This is a genomic window from Pantoea rwandensis (assembly GCF_002095475.1).
In the GTDB taxonomy this organism is placed as follows: domain Bacteria; phylum Pseudomonadota; class Gammaproteobacteria; order Enterobacterales; family Enterobacteriaceae; genus Pantoea; species Pantoea rwandensis.
In genome coordinates this window covers 145,820-163,784 of the sequence record NZ_MLFR01000004.1, presented here as the reverse complement: position 1 = coordinate 163,784, position 17,965 = coordinate 145,820, and the positions used below count along the sequence as shown (strand labels likewise).

Genomic DNA, 17,965 nt, shown 5'->3' with positions numbered 1-17,965 from the left:
TCAAACTCCCAACTTCCACGACAGTGTACGCAGCAGATCGGCGAAGACGCCGGCCGCTGTGACATCATTCCCTGCACCGTATCCACGCAGAACCAGCGGGATCGGCTGATAATAGCGGCTGTAAAACGCCAGCGCGTTCTCGCCGTTCTTCACTTTGTACAGCGGATCGTTGCCGTCCACCGCATCAATTTTCACTTTGCAAACGCCGCCTTCTTCAATGGCGCCGACGAAGCGTAACACTTTACCTTCATCACGTGCTTTCGCAACGCGGGCGGCAAAGGCATCATCCAGTTCCGGCAGACGCGCCATAAATTGTTCAACGTCAGCGATGTCGGTCAGCTCAGCCGGCAGCAGTGGCTCGATCTCGATATCGCTCAGCTCCAACTGATGGCCCGCTTCACGCGCCAAAATCAACAGCTTACGCGCCACATCAGTGCCTGACAGGTCGTCACGCGGGTCTGGCTCGGTAAAGCCCATCTCACGCGCCATTTTGGTCGCTTCTGACAGCGAGACACCTTCATCCAGTTTGCCAAAGATAAAGGAGAGAGAACCTGAAAGGATACCGGAGAATTTGATCAGCTCATCACCGGCGTTCATCAGGTTTTGCAGGTTTTCGATCACTGGCAAACCGGCACCGACGTTGGTGTCGTACAGGAACTTGCGGCGCGACTTGGCGGCTGCCGCACGCATCTGCTGGTAATAGTTCCAGGATGAGGTGTTGGCCTTCTTGTTAGGCGTCACCACGTGGAAACCTTCAGCAAGGAAGTCAGCATACTGATCGGCCACCGCCTGGCTTGAGGTACAGTCCACAATCACCGGGTTCAACAGGTGATACTCCTTCACCAGACGCATCAGACGACCAAGATTGAACGGCTCTTTGGCTTCGCTCAGTGCGCCTTTCCAGTTGCTGAGATCGATGCCGTGCACGTTGGTTAACAGCGCGCGCGAATTGGCGATGCCGCACACGCGCAGGTCGATATGTTTCTCTTTCAGCCACGCCTGCTGACGATGCAGCTGCTCCAGCAACGCCGCGCCGACACCGCCCACACCCACCACAAACACTTCGATGACCTGGTCGGTGGCGAACAACATTTGATGCACCACGCGAACGCCAGTGGTGACTTCATCATTGCTTACCACCACCGAGATGGAGCGCTCAGAGGAGCCCTGCGCAATCGCGACGATGTTGATGTTGGCGCGAGCCAGCGCGGAAAAGAATTTGGCCGAGATGCCGCGCAAGGTGCGCATACCATCGCCGACCACCGAGATCACGGCCAACTGCTCCAGTACATCGAGCGGATCCAGCAGGCCATCTTTCAACTCCAGATAGAACTCTTCTTCTAATACGCGGCGCGCACGCGCCTGCTCGCTCTGCGGTACGCAGAAGCTGATGCTGTATTCAGAGGAGGATTGGGTGATCAGCACCACAGAGATACCGGTACGTGACATCGCCGCAAACACGCGCGCCGCCATGCCGACCATGCCTTTCATGCCAGGGCCAGAGACGTTAAACATCGCCATGTTATTCAGGTTGGTGATGCCTTTCACCGGGTTCTCATCCAACTCGCCTTCACCACCGATTAAGGTGCCAGGCGCTTGCGGGTTGGCGGTATTTTTGATCAGGCAAGGAATTTGGAACTGGGCAATCGGCGCGATCGTGCGAGGATGCAGCACTTTTGCGCCGAAGTAAGAGAGCTCCATCGCTTCCTGGTAGGACATCGACTTCAACAGTCGCGCATCCGGTACCTGACGCGGGTCACAAGTATAGACGCCGTCTACGTCAGTCCAGATCTCGCAACAGTCGGCACGCAAGCAAGCTGCCAGCACCGCTGCCGAGTAGTCGGAGCCATTACGGCCCAGCACCACTAATTCTCCCTTCTCGTTACCGGCAGTGAAACCGGCCATCAGGATCATGTGATCGGTAGGGATCTGGCTGGCCGCGATGCGGCGGGTGGATTCGCCGATATCGACAGTGGATTCGAGGTAGTGTCCGACAGCCAGCAGTTTCTCCACCGGGTCAATCACCGTCACTTTATGTCCGCGCGCCTGCAGTAGCGCTTCCATGATGGCGATAGAGAGCTTCTCACCACGGCAGATAATGGCGGCATTCACCGCATCCGGGCACTGGCCCAGCAAGCTGATGCCGTGCAGTACCTGCTTGAGCTGGGCAAACTCCAGCTCAATGCGGGTTTTCAGTCCATCGTAATCGAAGCCCGGTTGTGCGTCCGCCAGTCCCTGCAGCAGGTCGGCAAAAATACGTTCGGCATCGCTAATATTCGGCAGTGCGTCCTGGCCGCTAATGGTTTTCTCAATCATCGCCACCAGATGATTGGTGATTTTCGCTGGCGCAGAGAGCACGGTGGCAACCTGTCCCTGTTGCGCGTTGCTTTCCAGAATATCTGCCACGCGGAGAAAACGTTCCGCATTGGCTACTGAGGTTCCGCCGAATTTCAGCACTCGCATGATTGAAGCTCTCCTGAATTTTTGCCGAAAAAAAAGCCCGCACTGTTTAGGTGCGGGCTTTTTTCTTTGTTTTTCCTGTATGCGTCAGCCCGCACCGTTACCTGTGGTAATGGTGGTGGTAATAATAATTGTGATGTTCAGGCTGTGATTACGCATTGAGATTTTTTCTGTCTGTCTTTGTCTTGTCCGTCTGCCTTCCAGAAGTAAAGCAAAGCGCACGTTAAGTCAACGAATTTGTCTTAGCCGCGGTTTGAGGGCGGCTGCGCAGAGTTCGGTTTCTGCGGGTAAACCATATCGGGATCGTTCGACAGATCGCCCTATTTCCCGATCTGCCACTATTAAAACCGATATTCACCGACTATTTATCTATAAGTTTTTTTTCTACATCGTGCAGTAGGCGATGCAGCATGGCGCTATCGCGCTGCTCCAACAGCCCAATACGTTGGTCAATCCAGTCCGCCATTTTGGCATCATCGCTGACATCCAGCTTCACTAATAACTGATGGAAGCGTTCACGTAGCGCCTGCAACTGATGTTCATTGGCCACTTCATGCTGCTCAACCGCCACCTGGTTTAACGCCGAAAGCTGATAGCAATAGACCATCACAGCCTGACCCAGATTGAGTGAAGGATAGTCATTGGCCATCGGGATGCCGGTGAGCAAGTCCACCTGCTCCAACTCCTCATTGGTCAAACCACTGTCTTCACGGCCAAATACCAGCGCAATACGACTCAGCCACTGGCGCTTCTCCTGCAAAATACTTTCGACCTGCGTCGGTGTCGCGTAGTAGCGAAACTTGGCGCGACTGCGTGCGGTCGTCGCCACGGAGAAATCCACGTCCGCCAATGCCTCACTCAATGTGGCATAGGGTTTAACGTTATCGAGGATTTCTCCAGCACCGTGCGCCACACGACGTGCGGCCGGATCTTGCCAGGCGTCACTGGCAACGATGCGCAATTCACTAAAACCCATCGTTTTCATCGCGCGGGCTGCCGCTCCGATATTTTCTGGGCGGGCAGGTGAAACAAGGATCAGGGGGAAATGCATGATTTTTCCATCGAACTGTTAACAACTCGCCCTATGTTGGCATGCAGGGACAAAAATACCAACCGCAGGGTAAAGAGAAAATAAGATGTTAAGGATGTTAAAAGCGTATAAAAGTTATGAGTAGATAAGTTTTTCAGATATAAGCTAAATTTCCATGCTTAATTAATATAAAACTATTATTTTTCATATCATTGAAATATTATTTCCTGCAGCTTTTAGTTTTACTAATATGCAGCCAAAATGTAGCAAAAATGCTGCTTTTTGTGAGCTAAGCTGGCAATCCTGGAGAAGTTTTTCATAAAAGTGTTAACGTGCTACACTTGCATTTGATATAAGTCAACGAAGCGTTGTTTTTATGCTTATCGGTTGTTGTTGGTGCTGTTAGGTTGCTGTTAATACGGTTAGGATAAGTGCCAATCCGATACCCACGGGGCACGCAAATATTCATCCTGACTGGCTGAGCTAACACTGAAGTTGACGTTGATGGATGGTGTATTCCGAAGATTATTTCGTACACCGGTTGCACAAGGCACACTGTTCTGCGTGAACAGGTTTAGCAGCCACCGTACGCCCTGTTTTCGATTTGTTGGCAAATTTTAGGTAGCGAAACATGCAGACCCCGCACATTCTTATCGTTGAAGACGAACTGGTCACGCGTAACACCCTCAAAAGTATTTTTGAAGCGGAAGGTTACGTGGTCTATGAAGCCACCGACGGTGCCGAGATGCACCAGGTTCTGACGGAAAATGACGTCAACCTGGTCATCATGGACATCAACCTGCCAGGTAAAAACGGTTTGCTGCTGGCGCGCGAATTGCGTGAACAAGCAAACGTTGCGCTTATGTTCCTGACGGGTCGTGATAACGAAGTGGACAAAATCCTCGGTCTGGAAATCGGTGCCGATGATTACATCACCAAGCCGTTCAATCCTCGTGAGCTGACAATCCGTGCGCGCAACTTATTGTCGCGTACTATGAATCTGGCCATGCCAAGTGAAGAGCGCCGCACAGTGGAGAGCTATCGCTTTAACGGCTGGGAGCTGGATATCAACAGCCGCTCACTGATCAGCCCGAACGGCGAGCAGTACAAGCTTCCGCGCAGTGAGTTCCGCGCGATGCTGCACTTCTGCGAAAACCCGGGCAAAATCCAAACCCGTGGGGACTTGCTTAAGAAGATGACGGGTCGTGAGCTTAAGCCACATGACCGTACGGTGGATGTCACTATCCGCCGCATCCGTAAGCATTTTGAGTCCACTCCGGACACGCCAGAAATTATCGCCACCATTCACGGCGAAGGTTACCGCTTCTGCGGTGAATTGCAGGATTAAGTTCGCTGCAGTAAAAGAAAAACGCCCATCAGGGCGTTTTTTTATGCCTCAATGCCACGGCATAATCGGCACGGCACTGAGTGCGTTCTTCGGCGACCCATCTACCACTTTGTCTGAATAGCTCAGATACACCAGAGCATGACGTTTCTGGTCAAAGAAGCGCACCACTTGCAGCTTCTTAAACACCAAAGAAGTGCGTTTTTGGAACACCACTTCACCCTGCGCCTTGCCTTGCGAGATTTTATCGCTAAGCTCTACAGGCCCAACCTGCTGGCAAGAGATGGCCGCGTCGGAAGTGTCTTCCGCCAAGCCTAATCCGCCCTTAATCCCACCGGTTTTTGCCCGGCTGATATAACAGGTTACATTTTTTACGTCGGGGTCATCGAAGGCTTCCACCACGATCTTATGGTCGGGACCAAACATCTTGAATACCGTGTCAACCGAGCCAACTTCCTCGGCCTGGACGCCCGCGCTGAAGATACAAGTTGCAAGCGTGATTATAAGAATGCGAGTTATTGTCATTGAGTTACCATTGGCAATCGAATAGATGAAACTGTAATGTACTGTCAATCGAACCCGGAACCAAACCTAAACGGGTTGTAACCCGCATTGATTTAGCACAGCCGATTGACAAACCGCCCCCACGCTTTTGTGCATTTCGTGCTATTATTCGACGACTTCATAGTTGCGCCACCAGAGAGTTATGAGGATGTTTTATGGACCAAGCCGGTATCATTCGCGATTTGCTTGTCTGGCTGGAGAGCCATCTGGACCAACCCCTTTCACTCGATAATGTTGCGTTGAAAGCGGGCTATTCCAAGTGGCACTTACAGCGTATGTTCAAGGAAGTGACGAGCCACGCCATCGGTGCTTACATCCGCGCGCGTCGACTGTCGAAAGCCGCTGTGGCACTGCGCCTCACCAGCCGCCCAATCCTCGACATCGCTTTGCAATATCGCTTCGATTCGCAGCAGACCTTCACCCGCGCGTTTAAAAAACAGTTTAATCAAACGCCTGCTTGGTATCGTCGCTCATCGGAGTGGAATTCGTTCGGCATTCGCCCGCCGATCCGTCTTGACGATCACCACATGCCGGAAGCCCAATTTGTCACGCTGCCGGAAACGGTGTTGGTCGGACAAACTCAGAGTTACACCTGCACGCTGGAACAAATATCTAGCTACCGCGATGAGATGCGCATTCATTTCTGGAAACAGTTCTTGTTGGAAACCGACACCGTACCCCCGGTGTTGTACGGTCTGCATCAGGTGCGAGCCAGCCATGAGAAGGATGATGAGCAGGAGATTCTGTACACCACTGCGGTCCCTTCCGATCAACAGGCACTGAGTATGCAGTCGAATCAGAGCGTGATTCTGGAAGCGGGTGACTACGTACAGTTCACTTACAACGGCCCGCGCAGCGCTTTGCAGGAGTTCATTTTGCTGCTGTATGGCACCTGCATGCCAACACTGGGTCTGGTGCGCCGTCAGGGTCAAGATATCGAGCGCTTCTTTACCCACGGCGGTAAGAAACGCAGCGAGCCGCCAACGGAAATCCGTTGCGAGTATCTGATTCCGATTCGTCCGCAGCAGAGCCGCTGATATGAAAATGCCGTCATGATGACGGCATTTTTTTTGGCTTCATTACCCGCCGGTCGCCATAAATGACGACCCTACAACGTTCGGTGCGATTTTCGCAGAGTGCACATTCATAGCGGCCCTACGATTTCACAGGGTGTGCATTGCATTCATTGCGGCCCTACGAATTTTTAGGGTGCGCATTCATGCGCACCGAAACCGGATGACGATTAACGCTGTAACTCATCCAGCGCAGGGGCATCCAGATGCGACACATCGCCTGCCGTCTCGACCACCCATCCCGCTGCCAACCACGCGCTCTGTTGATGATCCACGCGTGAGATAGAGCAGTTGCGCAGACGTAAGCGCCGTTCGGCATGCGCTGGCAATCCGAGCAGCGTACTAACCAACACACCCAGCGCCATACCGTGGCTGACAATCAATGGACGGCTACCCGCCGGCAGTTCCAGCAACGCGTTCAGCGCTTCATGCATGCGCGTCGCCATCTCCAGCATCGATTCACCGCCCGGTATGCGACCGCCTTCGGTGCCATCCACCAGCGTTTTACGCCAGCTCTCCTCTTCCGGCGTTAAGCCATCAAGGGGACGCTGTTCCAGACAGCCCATATTCAGTTCACGCAAACGTGCATCAACCGTGACCGTACAACCGCAGGCATCCGCGATAATCTCTGCGGTGCGGCGCGTACGGCCTAAATCGCTGGCAATCACATGCGTGATGCCCTGCGCTTTCATCCGTTCACCGACTTGCTGAGCCTGTTGCTCACCTTTTTCCGTCAGCGGACTGTCGGACTGCCCTTGAATGCGTCGGGCCGCATTCCATACCGTTTCGCCGTGACGAACAAGATAGACCTGTAGCATGCTTAATTTCCGTTATACTGCGACAAATTTGCCTTGAGGGTTCAAACAATTATGTACCACGTTGTCGCAGCCACCATCAACCCGGCAAAAATTCGCGCGATTGCTCAGGCGTTCAACGACGTCTTTGGTGAAGGATCCTGCCATATTGAAGGGGTCGAGGTCGAGAGCGGCGTTGCTGCTCAACCGTTAAGCGATGTCGAAACGCGAACTGGCGCACGTACCCGCGTGGCGAACGCCCGTCAGCAACGCCCTGAATCTGACTATTGGGTCGCGATTGAAGCTGGCATTGAAGGCGATTGTGCCTTTGCATGGATGGTGATTGAAAACGCCCAGCAGCGCGGTGAATCACGCTCCGCCAGCTTCACCTTGCCATTGATTGTCATGGAGGGATTAGCCGCCGGACACGAACTCGGTCACGAGATGGCACGCTTAACCGGCGTGGAAAACATCAAGCAGAAAGGCGGAGCCATTGGTGCCTTCACCAACGGCCTACTCAGCCGCTCTAGCGTCTATCATCAGGCACTGATTCTGGCACTCTGTCCGTTCACCCATCCACTGTATCAGCAGTAGTTAATGGCGGCCTAAGCGCGCTTCCAGCCAGCGTTTCAGCTCAGGAGGAGCTTCTTTTAGACTGTTAGAACCCCGCGTGATCGTGGCGATACCGACGCCCAACTCATTCTTCAGCTCGCGCTGACTCATGTCGCCGTTCATCAGCTCTTCGATAATGCGCAGGCGTGTGCCAAACGCTTCACGTTCATCGGGCGTCATCATCAGTTGCAACAATGGCAACGACACGCCGTCCGCGAAAGCGTTCTGCATCAAATCGATAAAACGCAGCCAGTTATCTTCAACAGGCTCAGCCGAATCTGGCTGGGAGGAAAGGGGTTGGCTCATGAAGGGCTTCCGTACTCATTGACGAGTACGGAAGCATAGCACAGCTAGTAACGACGATTCCACTCACCATCAGCGAGAATCTTATCCGGCTTGCCCATGAAATAACGGTAGTACGCATCATAGGCCAGTACGTTTTTCACGTAGCCGCGCGTTTCGGAGAACGGAATGGTTTCGATAAACGCCACCGCATCCAGTTTGCCGCCGCTGTTGTTCAACCAACTGCGAACCCGTCCCGGCCCGGCATTATAAGCTGCCGAGGAGAAGATACGGTTCTGGTCGAACTGCTGATAAACATACTCCAAATACTGCGTACCAATTTGAATATTGGTCTGCGGATCCAGCAACTGGCTGCTGTTCACGTAGCCTGGGATGTTATACATCTTCACAGTATGCGTGGCCGTGCCGGGCATCACCTGCATCAAACCACTGGCACCGACCGGTGAACGTGCTTTCGGATTCCACGCACTTTCCTGACGGGAGATCGCCATGGCATAGCTCTGCGGAATACCTTTGTCACTGGTGTATTGCTGATACAGATTGCGCCACGCCAGCGGGAAGCGCTCTTTCAGGCTATCCCACATTTTTGCGGTAATGGTGGCCTGCACGCTGAGATCCCACCAGTCCTGTTCATTGGCATAACGCGCCAGCATCTGCTGCTGCACATGACTTTTACTGGAAATCAGATTGGCCCACTCGCTGCGTGCCAGGTTATCCAACCCCCAATACATCAGCTCACGCACGCGCGCCAGCTCAGGTCCCTGTACTACCGAGCTGTCTGCAGCTGGGGCTTGGTCGACCTGCAATGGATACTCCACGCCGAGACGCTGTGCCGCTACCATCGGATAGAAGCCACGTGCCTGCATCAGCTTACGCAGGATCTCATCGGCCTCGTCTTTACGCCCCTGAGAAATCAGCAAATCAGCCTGCCAGTATTGCCATTCATCTTTCTCTTTGGCTTCCACCGGCAAGCGAGCGATCCAAGTGTTCAGTCCACGACGGTCGTTCTGACTCAGCGCCAGACGCACACGACGCTCCACCAGCGCGGTAGACTCACTGTTCATCACCACCGCATCACGCCAGCGCGCCTGCTCGGAGGTCAGGTCCGCGCCCATCATGCGCCACACCACGGTTTCCTTCAGATCCTGCTCTTCCGCCTGGCTCATTTTCTGCGCCTGCACCAGCTGCGGGATCATCATGCGCGCGTTATCCATGTCTTCACGCGCGACGCGGGCAAAGGCATAGCTGGTGGCCATGCGGGTGAAATCGGTCGGACCGAGGCTGCTGGCAAAAGTGGTGACGGTTTGTGGATTCTGCTGCAGCGCCACCAGCGCGCTGGCGGTGGTTTGGTAATCCACGGGCAGCGTTTTGGCCAGATAATTCACCAGGCTGTCATTCCCGGCTTTCATTGCCAGACGAATACGTTCGAGGATGGTGATCGGTGACATTTGCCCGGAGGCTTGCCACACCGAGAACAGCTGATCGCAGTCGTTCGGCAGCGCTGAACCGCGCAGCCAGATCGATTTCGCGCCATCAAATGCCGCCTGCTGCTGGCCGGTGGCCCACTTAGCGTAATACCAGTTACAGCGCGCCTGCACCGGTTTCGGTTCATCCGGGCTGAAGCTCAGTACACCCTGCCAGTCCTGACGATGTGCCAGCACATTGACGAAGCGGGTTGAAAGCGAACGCGCCGGTGGCAGCGTCGGGTATTGCTGAATAAAGTTCTTCACCGCCAGCGGCGTCTCTTGATCGAGATCCTGCGCCAGCAAACGGTATTGCAGATACGGATAGAGCGGATAATCCTGCAGCGTTGGCATCAGCTGCGAGACCTGGTCCATCTGATTGTTATCCCAGGCCTGTTTGATTTGCGCATAGCGCTGTCGTTGTTGATCCAGCGAGTCGGCCCACACGCTGCTGGCCGTGCTGACCAGACAGATCCCTATCATCCAGTTACGCCACTTCTCCACTCTGCTCTCCTCTTCGCTGCGATCCAGCTCATGCCAGACTTAACTCATGCTAACCAGGCCAACGGTCTCTTGCCATGTTCTTCACAAAATTTACGCAGGCGCACCGTGATTGCACACCGTCTGCGCCGTGGTTGTGCAAAATATCATCACAAAAACTTATGGCATATCAATTAGCTACATCTATTCATTCACTTATAAAAATGGCACGTGCTTTGCTCTGTTGAATTCCATCTTGTATACCAGTTGGAATTCACTCATGGCAGCAACCTTCGGATACACGCTTCAGGATTGGCAACACCGCTACCAGCAGGACCCGCAGTGCATCACCGCACTATTGGCGGCGCATCTCGACGCCATCGACCAGCAGGATAACGCTTGGCTGTATGTGGCGACGCCCGCACAATTGCAGGCGCAAATCGAACCCTTGCTGGCCAGCTACTTGCGCAATCCCGCTGCGCTGCCGCTGTTTGGCGTGCCGTTTGCGGTGAAAGACAACATTGATGTCGCAGGCTGGCCCACCAGCGCCGCCTGCCCGGCATTTACTTACACTGCCGAAGCCGATGCCTTTGTGGTGGCACAGCTGAAAGCAGCGGGTGCGGTGGTGATCGGCAAAACCAACCTCGATCAATACGCCACGGGTTTAGTCGGCACGCGTTCCCCGTTTGGTGCCGTGAGCAACACCTTTAATCCCGACTATGTCAGCGGGGGTTCCAGCTCGGGTTCAGCTTCGGTGCTGGCGCGCGGGCTGGTGGGCTTCTCTCTGGGCACCGATACCGCCGGTTCCGGTCGCGTTCCAGCAGGCTTTAACAATATCGTCGGGCTTAAACCGACCAAGGGCTGGTTCTCCGCCAGCGGCGTCGTTCCGGCCTGCCGCCTCAATGACACCATCTCGGTATTTGCCCTGACGGTGGAAGATGCCTTCGCGGTGGCAACTGCCGCAGGCGGTTACGATGCGGGAGATGCCTACTCGCGCAGTAACCCACACACCGCGCCTGCCAGCTTAAAAGCACAGCCAGACTTCGCGATCCCCGCCTCACCCGAGTTTTATGGTGATAAGCAGGCCGAAGCAGCCTGGTTGAGTGCACTGGAGCAACTGCAAGCAGGCGGTGCCACGCTGCACCCGATCGATTTCACCGCGTTCCACCAGCTCGCTGAACAACTCTATTACGGCCCATGGGTCGCTGAACGCACCGTGGCGGTCGGCGAAATGATCAACCGCCCGGAAGAGATGGACCCGGTGGTGTACGGCATTGTCAGCAGCGGCCTGAAATACACCGCCGTGGAAGCTTACCAGGCCGAATACCTGCGCGCTGAGCTAACGCGCCAAATTCAGCATACCCTGGCGCAGTTCGATGCCGTGGTGGTGCCGACCTCGCCGACCATTCATACGCTTGAAGAGATGAAACAGGAGCCGGTGCACTACAACTCGCACTTTGGCACTTACACCAACTTCACCAACCTCGCCGATCTCAGCGCACTGGCGCTGCCTGGCCCATTCCGTACTGATGGCCTGCCTGCGGGCATCACGCTGATTGCGCCTGCCTGGCAGGATCGCGCACTGGCAGGCTTCGGCATCAAGTGGCAGCAGCAGATGGCACTGGCGTTAGGCGCCACCGGCAAAACGCAGCCGACGCAACACACCGCATTCCCGCTCTCCGCCGATCACGTGCGCGTGGCGGTGGTCGGCGCGCATCTCACCGGCATGCCGCTGAATTTCCAGCTCACCACCCGCAGTGCGGTGCTGGTGGAAGAAACACAGACCGCCAGCCACTACCGTCTGTTCGCCCTGCTTGATGGCCCGATTAAAAAACCGGGCCTGCTGCGTGGCGACAGCGGCTCAGCCATCACCGTAGAGCTGTGGGATATCCCGCTGGCGCGCTTTGGTGAGTTCGTGGCTGAAATCCCGGCACCGCTCGGTATTGGCTCACTGACGCTGGCCGATGGTCGGGTAGTGAAAGGCTTTATCTGTGAACCGGCGGTGCTGTCGCAGGCACTGGAAATTACCGAATTCGGCGGCTGGCGTAACTGGCTGGCCTCTCAGGGGAGTAAATAACCATGTTCAGCACCGTACTGATCGCTAACCGTGGCGAAATTGCCTGCCGCGCGATTCGCACCCTGAAACGCCTTGGCGTGAAAAGTGTCGCCGTTTACTCCGATGCCGACCGCAACGCGCGCCATGTCAAAGAAGCCGATGTGGCGGTTGCCCTTGGTGGCGATAAAGCCAGCGATAGCTATATGCGCATCGATAAAATTCTGGCCGCGGCCAAAGAGACCGGCGCGGAAGCTATCTGGCCGGGCTACGGTTTCCTCTCCGAGAGCCTGCCGTTTGCCGCCGCCTGTGAAGAGGCGGGCATTGCGTTTGTCGGCCCGACGGCACAGCAGATTGGCGAATTTGGCCTGAAACACCGCGCGCGTGAACTGGCCGCCAGCGCAGGTGTGCCGATGACACCCGGCACGCCGCTGCTCAATTCACTGGAAGAGGCACTCAGTGCCGCAGAAAGCATTGGTTATCCGGTGATGCTGAAAAGCACGGCGGGCGGCGGCGGCATTGGTTTAACCCGCTGTGACGACGCCGATACGTTGCGCAATGCGTGGGAAAGCGTGCGCCGTCTCGGCGAACAATTTTTCAGTGATGCCGGCGTGTTCCTGGAGCGCTTTATTGACCGCGCGCGCCACGTCGAAGTGCAGATTTTTGGCGATGGCACCGGCAAGGTGATTGCCCTCGGTGAGCGTGACTGTTCACTCCAGCGTCGCAACCAGAAAGTGGTGGAAGAAACCCCGGCACCGAATCTGCCACAGGCCACGCGTGAAGCGCTGCTGTCATCTGCCGTGCGTCTCGGTGAATTAGTGAATTACCGCAGTGCCGGCACCGTGGAATACATCTACGACGCGGCAAAGGATGCCTTCTACTTCCTCGAAGTGAACACCCGCTTGCAGGTGGAACATCCCGTAACGGAGTGCGTGACCGGGCTTGATCTGGTCGAGTGCATGCTGAAAGTCGCCGCAGGTGATGTCATTGACTGGGCGCGTCTGCAACAGGCACCTAAAGGTGCCTCGATCGAAGTGCGTATCTACGCCGAAGACCCGCTGAAAAACTTCCAGCCGAGCCCCGGCACGCTGACCGGCGTCTGTTTCCCGGATGACGTGCGCGTAGACGGCTGGATCGATACCGGTACCGAAGTCTCAGCGTTCTACGATCCGATGATCGCCAAACTGATCGTTCATGCGGACACGCGCGAAGCGGCGCTGGCGAAAATGCAGCAGGCGCTCGATGCCACGCAGCTGCACGGTATCGCAACCAACCTCGATTATCTGCGCCAGATTGTTGCCACCGAAGCGTTCAGCAGCGGCCAAGTCTGGACGCGTTTCCTCGACAGCTTCACCCCGTCTGCCAGCGTGATTGAAGTGCTGCATCCGGGCACCTTCAGCAGCATTCAGGATTTCCCTGGCCGCCTTGGCTATTGGGATATCGGCGTGCCGCCTTCAGGGCCAATGGATGATTACGCCTTCCGCCTCGCTAACCGCATTGTGGGTAACCACGACAGCGCCGCCGGGCTGGAGTTTACGCTGCAAGGGCCAACGTTGCGCTTCCACAACGATGCGGTGATTGCGCTGACCGGGGCCGATTGCCCGGCCGAACTGGATGGCGCAAGCCTCGATTACTGGCAGCCAGTCAGCGTGAAAGCAGGCCAGACGCTAACGTTAGGCCGCGCCCAGAGTGGATGTCGCACCTATTTAGCGGTGCGCAACGGTTTCGATGTACCGGAATACCTTGGCAGCCGTTCGACCTTCTCGCTCGGCCAGTTTGGTGGTCATGCCGGACGTACCCTGCGCGTCGCCGATATGCTGCCGATCTCGCAGCCACTGCTAGCTGCCTGCACCACGCCCGCGCCGGTCAGTGAGCCACAAGCGCTGGATCATGCGCTGGTGCCGCACTATGGCACCGAGTGGCGCATCGGCGTGCTGTATGGCCCGCACGGCGCGCCGGACTTCTTTACTCAGGCTGCCATCGACGAGTTCTTCGCCAGCGACTGGCAGGTGCACTACAACTCCAACCGCCTCGGCGTGCGCTTAGTGGGACCCAAACCGACCTGGACGCGCGCCAACGGCGGCGAAGCCGGGCTGCACCCTTCTAACGTCCACGACTGCGAATACGCGATTGGCGCGGTGAACTTCACCGGTGACTTCCCGGTGATCCTCACCCATGACGGCCCAAGCCTCGGTGGCTTCGTCTGTCCGGTGACGATTGCAAAAGCGGAATTGTGGAAAGTCGGCCAGGTGAAACCAGGCGACAGCATTCGCTTCCATCCGATCTGTGCTGACGAAGCAGTGGCGCTGGAGAAAGCCCAGGCGCACAGCGTGGAAACCCTGCGCAGCACCCATGCGCCAGCCTTCGAGATGCCATCACTGGCCGCCAGCGATATTGGCTCTGCCACCTTGCTCGCCGCCTTACCTGCTACGGCTGCCACACCTGCGGCGGTGTATCGCCAGGCCGGTGACAAATATGTGCTGATTGAGTATGGCGATAACGTGCTGGATCTGGCGCTGCGTCTGCGTGTGCACCTGTTGATGAATGCGCTACGCGAACGCGCGGTGCCCGGCGTAGAAGAGTTATCGCCCGGCGTGCGTTCATTGCAGGTGCGCTATGACAGCCTGATCCTCAGCCAAAAACAGCTGATGGCTCTGCTGCTGGAACTGGAAGCCGGATTGGGCGATGTCAGCCAGTTAAAAGTGCCGTCACGCATTGTCTGGATGCCAATGGCGTTCGAAGACAGCGCCACGCTGGGTGCCGTTGAACGTTACCAGGAAACCGTGCGAGCCACTGCGCCATGGCTGCCCAACAACGTCGATTTTATCCAGCGCATCAACGGTCTGGAGAGTCGTGAAGCGGTACGCGACACGATCTTCGACGCCAGCTATCTGATCCTCGGTCTGGGCGATGTCTATCTCGGTGCACCTTGTGCGGTGCCCATCGATCCGCGCCATCGCCTGCTCAGTTCCAAATACAGCCCGGCACGTACCTTCACCGCCGAGGGCACAGTCGGCATTGGCGGCATGTACATGTGCATCTACGGCATGGATTCCCCCGGCGGTTATCAGCTGGTGGGCCGCACGCTGCCGATCTGGAACAAATTCCTCAAAAACGATCAGTTCGCGGCGGATGAGCCGTGGCTGCTGCACTTCTTCGATCAGGTGCGCTTCTATCCGGTGACGGAAGATGAACTCACCCTACTGCGTGATGACTTCCGTGAAGGCCGCGCCAAGGTGCGTATCGAAGAGACGCTGTTTGATTTCGCCGCCCATCAGCAGTTCCTCGCGGAACACGCCGACTCCATTGCCACCTTCCGTCAGCGCCAGGCAGCCGCCTTTGAGCAGGAAGTCACGCTGTGGGCGCAGGAAGAACAAAACGCGCCGCTGACCAGTGAAGAGACGTTGGTGGTGGCAGAAGCCGATGAGGATGCGCTGGCGGTGTGCGCCGATATGAACGGCAACATCTGGAAAGTGCTGGTGCAGCCGGGTGACGCAGTAGAAGCCGGTCAGACGCTGATTATCGTTGAAGCAATGAAGATGGAACTGGCGATTGTCGCGCCGCAGGCAGGTCAGGTAAAACGCATTGCCTGCCAGGCAGGACGTCCGGTGAGTCCCGGCGACACCCTGCTGTGGCTGGAATAAGGAGCACGCATGAATCAAAGCCCACGTAGCAAAGGCCGTCCGGAAGCGCTGGCGGAGAAGGTTTATCAGGCATTGAAACAGGACATTTTTGAGTTCCGTCTCATGCCCGGTGACCGCTTTAGCGAAAACGAAATCGCCGATCGGCTAGAAGTGAGCCGCACGCCGGTGCGTCAGGCGCTGTTCTGGCTGGAGCGCGAGGGCTATGTCGACGTGTGGTTTCGCAGTGGCTGGCAGGTAAAGCCGTTCGACTTCGAATACTTCGAAGAGCTGTACGACTTCCGCACCGTGTTGGAGCGCGAAGCGGTGCGCCGCTTGTGCGCGCTGCCACCGCTGGCCTGTGCGGAGATCCTGACTGAATTGAAAAGCTTCTGGATCGATGCGCCTCGCCTGGAGGATGGCAAAGCGGTGTCAGCGCACGACGAAGCCTTTCACATGGCGCTGGTGGCCGCTGCTGGCAATCAGGAAATGGCGCGCATTCACGCCGAACTGACCGAAAAGATCCGCATTATCCGCCGTCTCGACTTTACGCGTGACGACCGGGTGGATGCGACATACCGCGAACACGCTCAGATTTTACGGGCGATTTTCCAGCAACACACCGAGGAGGCACAGCACATTTTAACCGACCACATCGCCGTCAGTAAGGCAGAGGTCAGAAAGATCACATTGCATATGTTACAGCAGGCCCGGCTCCAACCCATTGAATAACAATACCAATACATGTAGAGGGTTAACGATGAAAAGACGTTCGTTGCTAAAAGCTTTTGCGCTCTCCGCCACCGTGGCGAGTTTGGGCTTTACCTTTGGTGCCCAGGCCGCTGATACCATTAAAGTCGGCATCATGTCGTCACTTTCCGGCACCATGGCGATCTCCGAGACGCCGCTGAAAGACGTGGCCCTGATGACCATTGATGAGATCAACGCCAAAGGCGGCGTGCTGGGCAAAAAGCTGGAGCCAGTGGTAGTGGATCCGGCCTCAAACTGGCCGCTGTTCGCTGAGAAAGCGCGTCAGCTGTTGACGCAGGATAAAGTCGCAGCGGTATTCGGCTGCTGGACTTCGGTGTCGCGTAAGTCAGTATTGCCGGTGTTTGAAGAGCTCAACGGCCTGCTGTTCTATCCGGTGCAGTATGAAGGCGAAGAGATGTCACCGAACGTGTTCTACACCGGCGCCGCGCCGAACCAACAGGCAATTCCGGCGGTGGAGTACCTGATGAGCGAAGACGGCGGCAGCGCCAAACGCTTCTTCCTGCTGGGTACCGATTACGTCTATCCACGTACCACCAACAAAATCCTGCGCGCCTTCCTGCACACCAAAGGCATTCAGGATAAAGACATCGAAGAAGTGTATACGCCGTTTGGTTACAGCGATTACCAGACCATCGTTTCTAACATCAAGAAGTTCTCCGCCGGTGGCAAAACCGCAGTGATTTCCACCATCAACGGTGACTCCAACGTGCCGTTCTACAAAGAGCTGGCGAACCAGGGCATCAAAGCCACGGATATTCCGGTGATCGCCTTCTCTGTCGGCGAGGAAGAACTACGCGGGATTGATACCAAACCGCTGGTCGGCCAACTGGCGGCATGGAACTACTTTGAGTCGGTGGATAATCCAACCAACGCCAAGTTTGTCGCGGATTACCGTGCCTACGCTAAAGCGCACAACCTACCGAACGCCAACACCGTGGTGACCAACGATCCGATGGAGGCGACCTATGTTGGCATTCATATGTGGGCGCAGGCGGTAGAAAAAGCCGGCACCACCGATGTGGACAAAGTGCGTGCAGCGATGGCCGGACAAACCTTTAAAGCGCCGGACGGTTTTACGCTGACCATGGATAACACCAACCACCATCTGCACAAGCCGGTGATGATCGGTGAAGTAGAAGATAACGGCCAGTTCAACGTGGTGTGGCAGACCGATAAAACGGTGCGTGCCCAGCCATGGAGCCCGTACATCGCCGGTAATGATAAGAAGCCTGATTATCCGGTGAAATCGACGAAGTAATGCCGTGGTCGCCCACAGACCTCGCTTGGACAACGTAGGGTCGTCATTCATGGCGTAAAGGCGCTCACTCAAGCCAATGAATGAGTGCGTATTTAATCCGGTACGCATGAATGCGTACCCTACGAAAAACGCACCGGAC

The 17,965-nt window shown here is 56.0% G+C and carries 14 protein-coding genes and 1 other annotated feature; of the genes, 7 read left to right on the top strand and 7 right to left on the bottom strand.

The window, feature by feature from the left end:
• The 3 genes from thrA to HA51_RS07135 form a co-directional block, all read right to left on the bottom strand.
• On the bottom strand, positions 1 to 2,463 hold the full coding sequence (gene thrA, locus HA51_RS07145) for a bifunctional aspartate kinase/homoserine dehydrogenase I (protein ID WP_084933807.1): 2,463 nt from the start codon (positions 2,461 to 2,463) through the stop codon (positions 1 to 3).
• Positions 2,464 to 2,489: 26 nt separating this feature from the next.
• Positions 2,490 to 2,612: a sequence feature (Thr leader region), on the bottom strand.
• Complete coding sequence (gene thrL, locus HA51_RS27780) at positions 2,548 to 2,619, bottom strand: thr operon leader peptide (protein ID WP_425435705.1); 72 nt, start codon at positions 2,617 to 2,619, stop codon at positions 2,548 to 2,550. Its footprint overlaps the feature before it by 65 nt.
• 202 nt (positions 2,620 to 2,821) lie before the next feature.
• Positions 2,822 to 3,511: a tRNA/rRNA methyltransferase gene (locus tag HA51_RS07135; protein ID WP_084933799.1), complete on the bottom strand. Its 690-nt coding sequence runs from the start codon at positions 3,509 to 3,511 to the stop codon at positions 2,822 to 2,824.
• Positions 3,512 to 4,121: 610 nt separating this feature from the next.
• Here HA51_RS07135 and arcA point away from each other — a divergent pair.
• Positions 4,122 to 4,838 carry a two-component system response regulator ArcA gene (arcA, locus tag HA51_RS07130; RefSeq protein WP_084933793.1) on the top strand — a complete coding sequence of 239 codons (717 nt, stop codon included), beginning with the start codon at positions 4,122 to 4,124 and terminating at the stop codon, positions 4,836 to 4,838.
• 48 nt (positions 4,839 to 4,886) lie between these two features.
• Here arcA and creA read toward each other — a convergent pair whose 3' ends face one another.
• Complete coding sequence (gene creA, locus HA51_RS07125; protein ID WP_084933789.1) at positions 4,887 to 5,360, bottom strand: protein CreA; 474 nt, start codon at positions 5,358 to 5,360, stop codon at positions 4,887 to 4,889.
• A 194-nt stretch (positions 5,361 to 5,554) separates the two neighbouring features.
• Here creA and robA point away from each other — a divergent pair, with 194 nt between their 5' ends.
• Positions 5,555 to 6,436: an MDR efflux pump AcrAB transcriptional activator RobA gene (gene robA / locus HA51_RS07120; RefSeq protein WP_084933784.1), complete on the top strand. Its 882-nt coding sequence runs from the start codon at positions 5,555 to 5,557 to the stop codon at positions 6,434 to 6,436.
• 206 nt (positions 6,437 to 6,642) lie between these two features.
• Here robA and gpmB read toward each other — a convergent pair whose 3' ends face one another.
• On the bottom strand, positions 6,643 to 7,290 hold the full coding sequence (gene gpmB, locus HA51_RS07115; RefSeq protein WP_084933780.1) for a 2,3-diphosphoglycerate-dependent phosphoglycerate mutase GpmB: 648 nt from the start codon (positions 7,288 to 7,290) through the stop codon (positions 6,643 to 6,645).
• 51 nt (positions 7,291 to 7,341) lie between these two features.
• Between gpmB and yjjX the strand changes: the two genes are divergently transcribed.
• Positions 7,342 to 7,860, top strand: coding sequence for an inosine/xanthosine triphosphatase (gene yjjX / locus HA51_RS07110; protein WP_084933776.1), 519 nt, complete (start codon positions 7,342 to 7,344; stop codon positions 7,858 to 7,860).
• Here the strand turns inward: yjjX and trpR are convergent, their stop codons facing one another.
• Positions 7,861 to 8,184: a trp operon repressor gene (gene trpR / locus HA51_RS07105; protein ID WP_084933772.1), complete on the bottom strand. Its 324-nt coding sequence runs from the start codon at positions 8,182 to 8,184 to the stop codon at positions 7,861 to 7,863.
• Positions 8,185 to 8,228: 44 nt separating this feature from the next.
• A complete protein-coding gene (gene sltY, locus HA51_RS07100) occupies positions 8,229 to 10,148 on the bottom strand; it encodes a murein transglycosylase (protein WP_084933764.1) in 1,920 nt (639 codons plus the stop codon).
• A gap of 256 nt (positions 10,149 to 10,404) precedes the next feature.
• On the opposite strand from sltY, the gene atzF reads away from it, so the two are divergent.
• Genes atzF through urtA form a run of 4 tightly spaced genes read left to right on the top strand, consistent with a single transcriptional unit; the run spans position 10,405 to position 17,826 of the window.
• On the top strand, positions 10,405 to 12,201 hold the full coding sequence (gene atzF / locus HA51_RS07095; RefSeq protein ID WP_084933929.1) for an allophanate hydrolase: 1,797 nt from the start codon (positions 10,405 to 10,407) through the stop codon (positions 12,199 to 12,201).
• Between the two features lie 2 nt (positions 12,202 to 12,203).
• Positions 12,204 to 15,821: an urea carboxylase gene (gene uca, locus HA51_RS07090; protein WP_084933760.1), complete on the top strand. Its 3,618-nt coding sequence runs from the start codon at positions 12,204 to 12,206 to the stop codon at positions 15,819 to 15,821.
• Between the two features lie 9 nt (positions 15,822 to 15,830).
• Positions 15,831 to 16,529 (top strand): GntR family transcriptional regulator, encoded by a 699-nt coding sequence (locus tag HA51_RS07085; RefSeq protein WP_084933754.1) that lies wholly within the window; start codon positions 15,831 to 15,833, stop codon positions 16,527 to 16,529.
• Between the two features lie 28 nt (positions 16,530 to 16,557).
• Positions 16,558 to 17,826 carry an urea ABC transporter substrate-binding protein gene (gene urtA / locus HA51_RS07080; protein ID WP_084933750.1) on the top strand — a complete coding sequence of 423 codons (1,269 nt, stop codon included), beginning with the start codon at positions 16,558 to 16,560 and terminating at the stop codon, positions 17,824 to 17,826.
• Positions 17,827 to 17,965: the final 139 nt, after the last annotated feature.

Bases quoted from the DNA above. Each gene is read 5' to 3' on its own strand.
- yjjX (WP_084933776.1), top strand. From the start codon at position 7,342: ATGTACCACGTTGTCGCAGCCACCATCAACCCGGCAAAAATTCGCGCG.
- HA51_RS07085 (WP_084933754.1), top strand. From the start codon at position 15,831: ATGAATCAAAGCCCACGTAGCAAAGGCCGTCCGGAAGCGCTGGCGGAG.
- robA (WP_084933784.1), top strand. From the start codon at position 5,555: ATGGACCAAGCCGGTATCATTCGCGATTTGCTTGTCTGGCTGGAGAGC.
- gpmB (WP_084933780.1), bottom strand. From the start codon at position 7,290: ATGCTACAGGTCTATCTTGTTCGTCACGGCGAAACGGTATGGAATGCG.
- trpR (WP_084933772.1), bottom strand. From the start codon at position 8,184: ATGAGCCAACCCCTTTCCTCCCAGCCAGATTCGGCTGAGCCTGTTGAA.
- uca (WP_084933760.1), top strand. From the start codon at position 12,204: ATGTTCAGCACCGTACTGATCGCTAACCGTGGCGAAATTGCCTGCCGC.
- thrA (WP_084933807.1), bottom strand. From the start codon at position 2,463: ATGCGAGTGCTGAAATTCGGCGGAACCTCAGTAGCCAATGCGGAACGT.
- atzF (WP_084933929.1), top strand. From the start codon at position 10,405: ATGGCAGCAACCTTCGGATACACGCTTCAGGATTGGCAACACCGCTAC.
- HA51_RS07135 (WP_084933799.1), bottom strand. From the start codon at position 3,511: ATGCATTTCCCCCTGATCCTTGTTTCACCTGCCCGCCCAGAAAATATC.
- arcA (WP_084933793.1), top strand. From the start codon at position 4,122: ATGCAGACCCCGCACATTCTTATCGTTGAAGACGAACTGGTCACGCGT.
- creA (WP_084933789.1), bottom strand. From the start codon at position 5,360: ATGACAATAACTCGCATTCTTATAATCACGCTTGCAACTTGTATCTTC.
- urtA (WP_084933750.1), top strand. From the start codon at position 16,558: ATGAAAAGACGTTCGTTGCTAAAAGCTTTTGCGCTCTCCGCCACCGTG.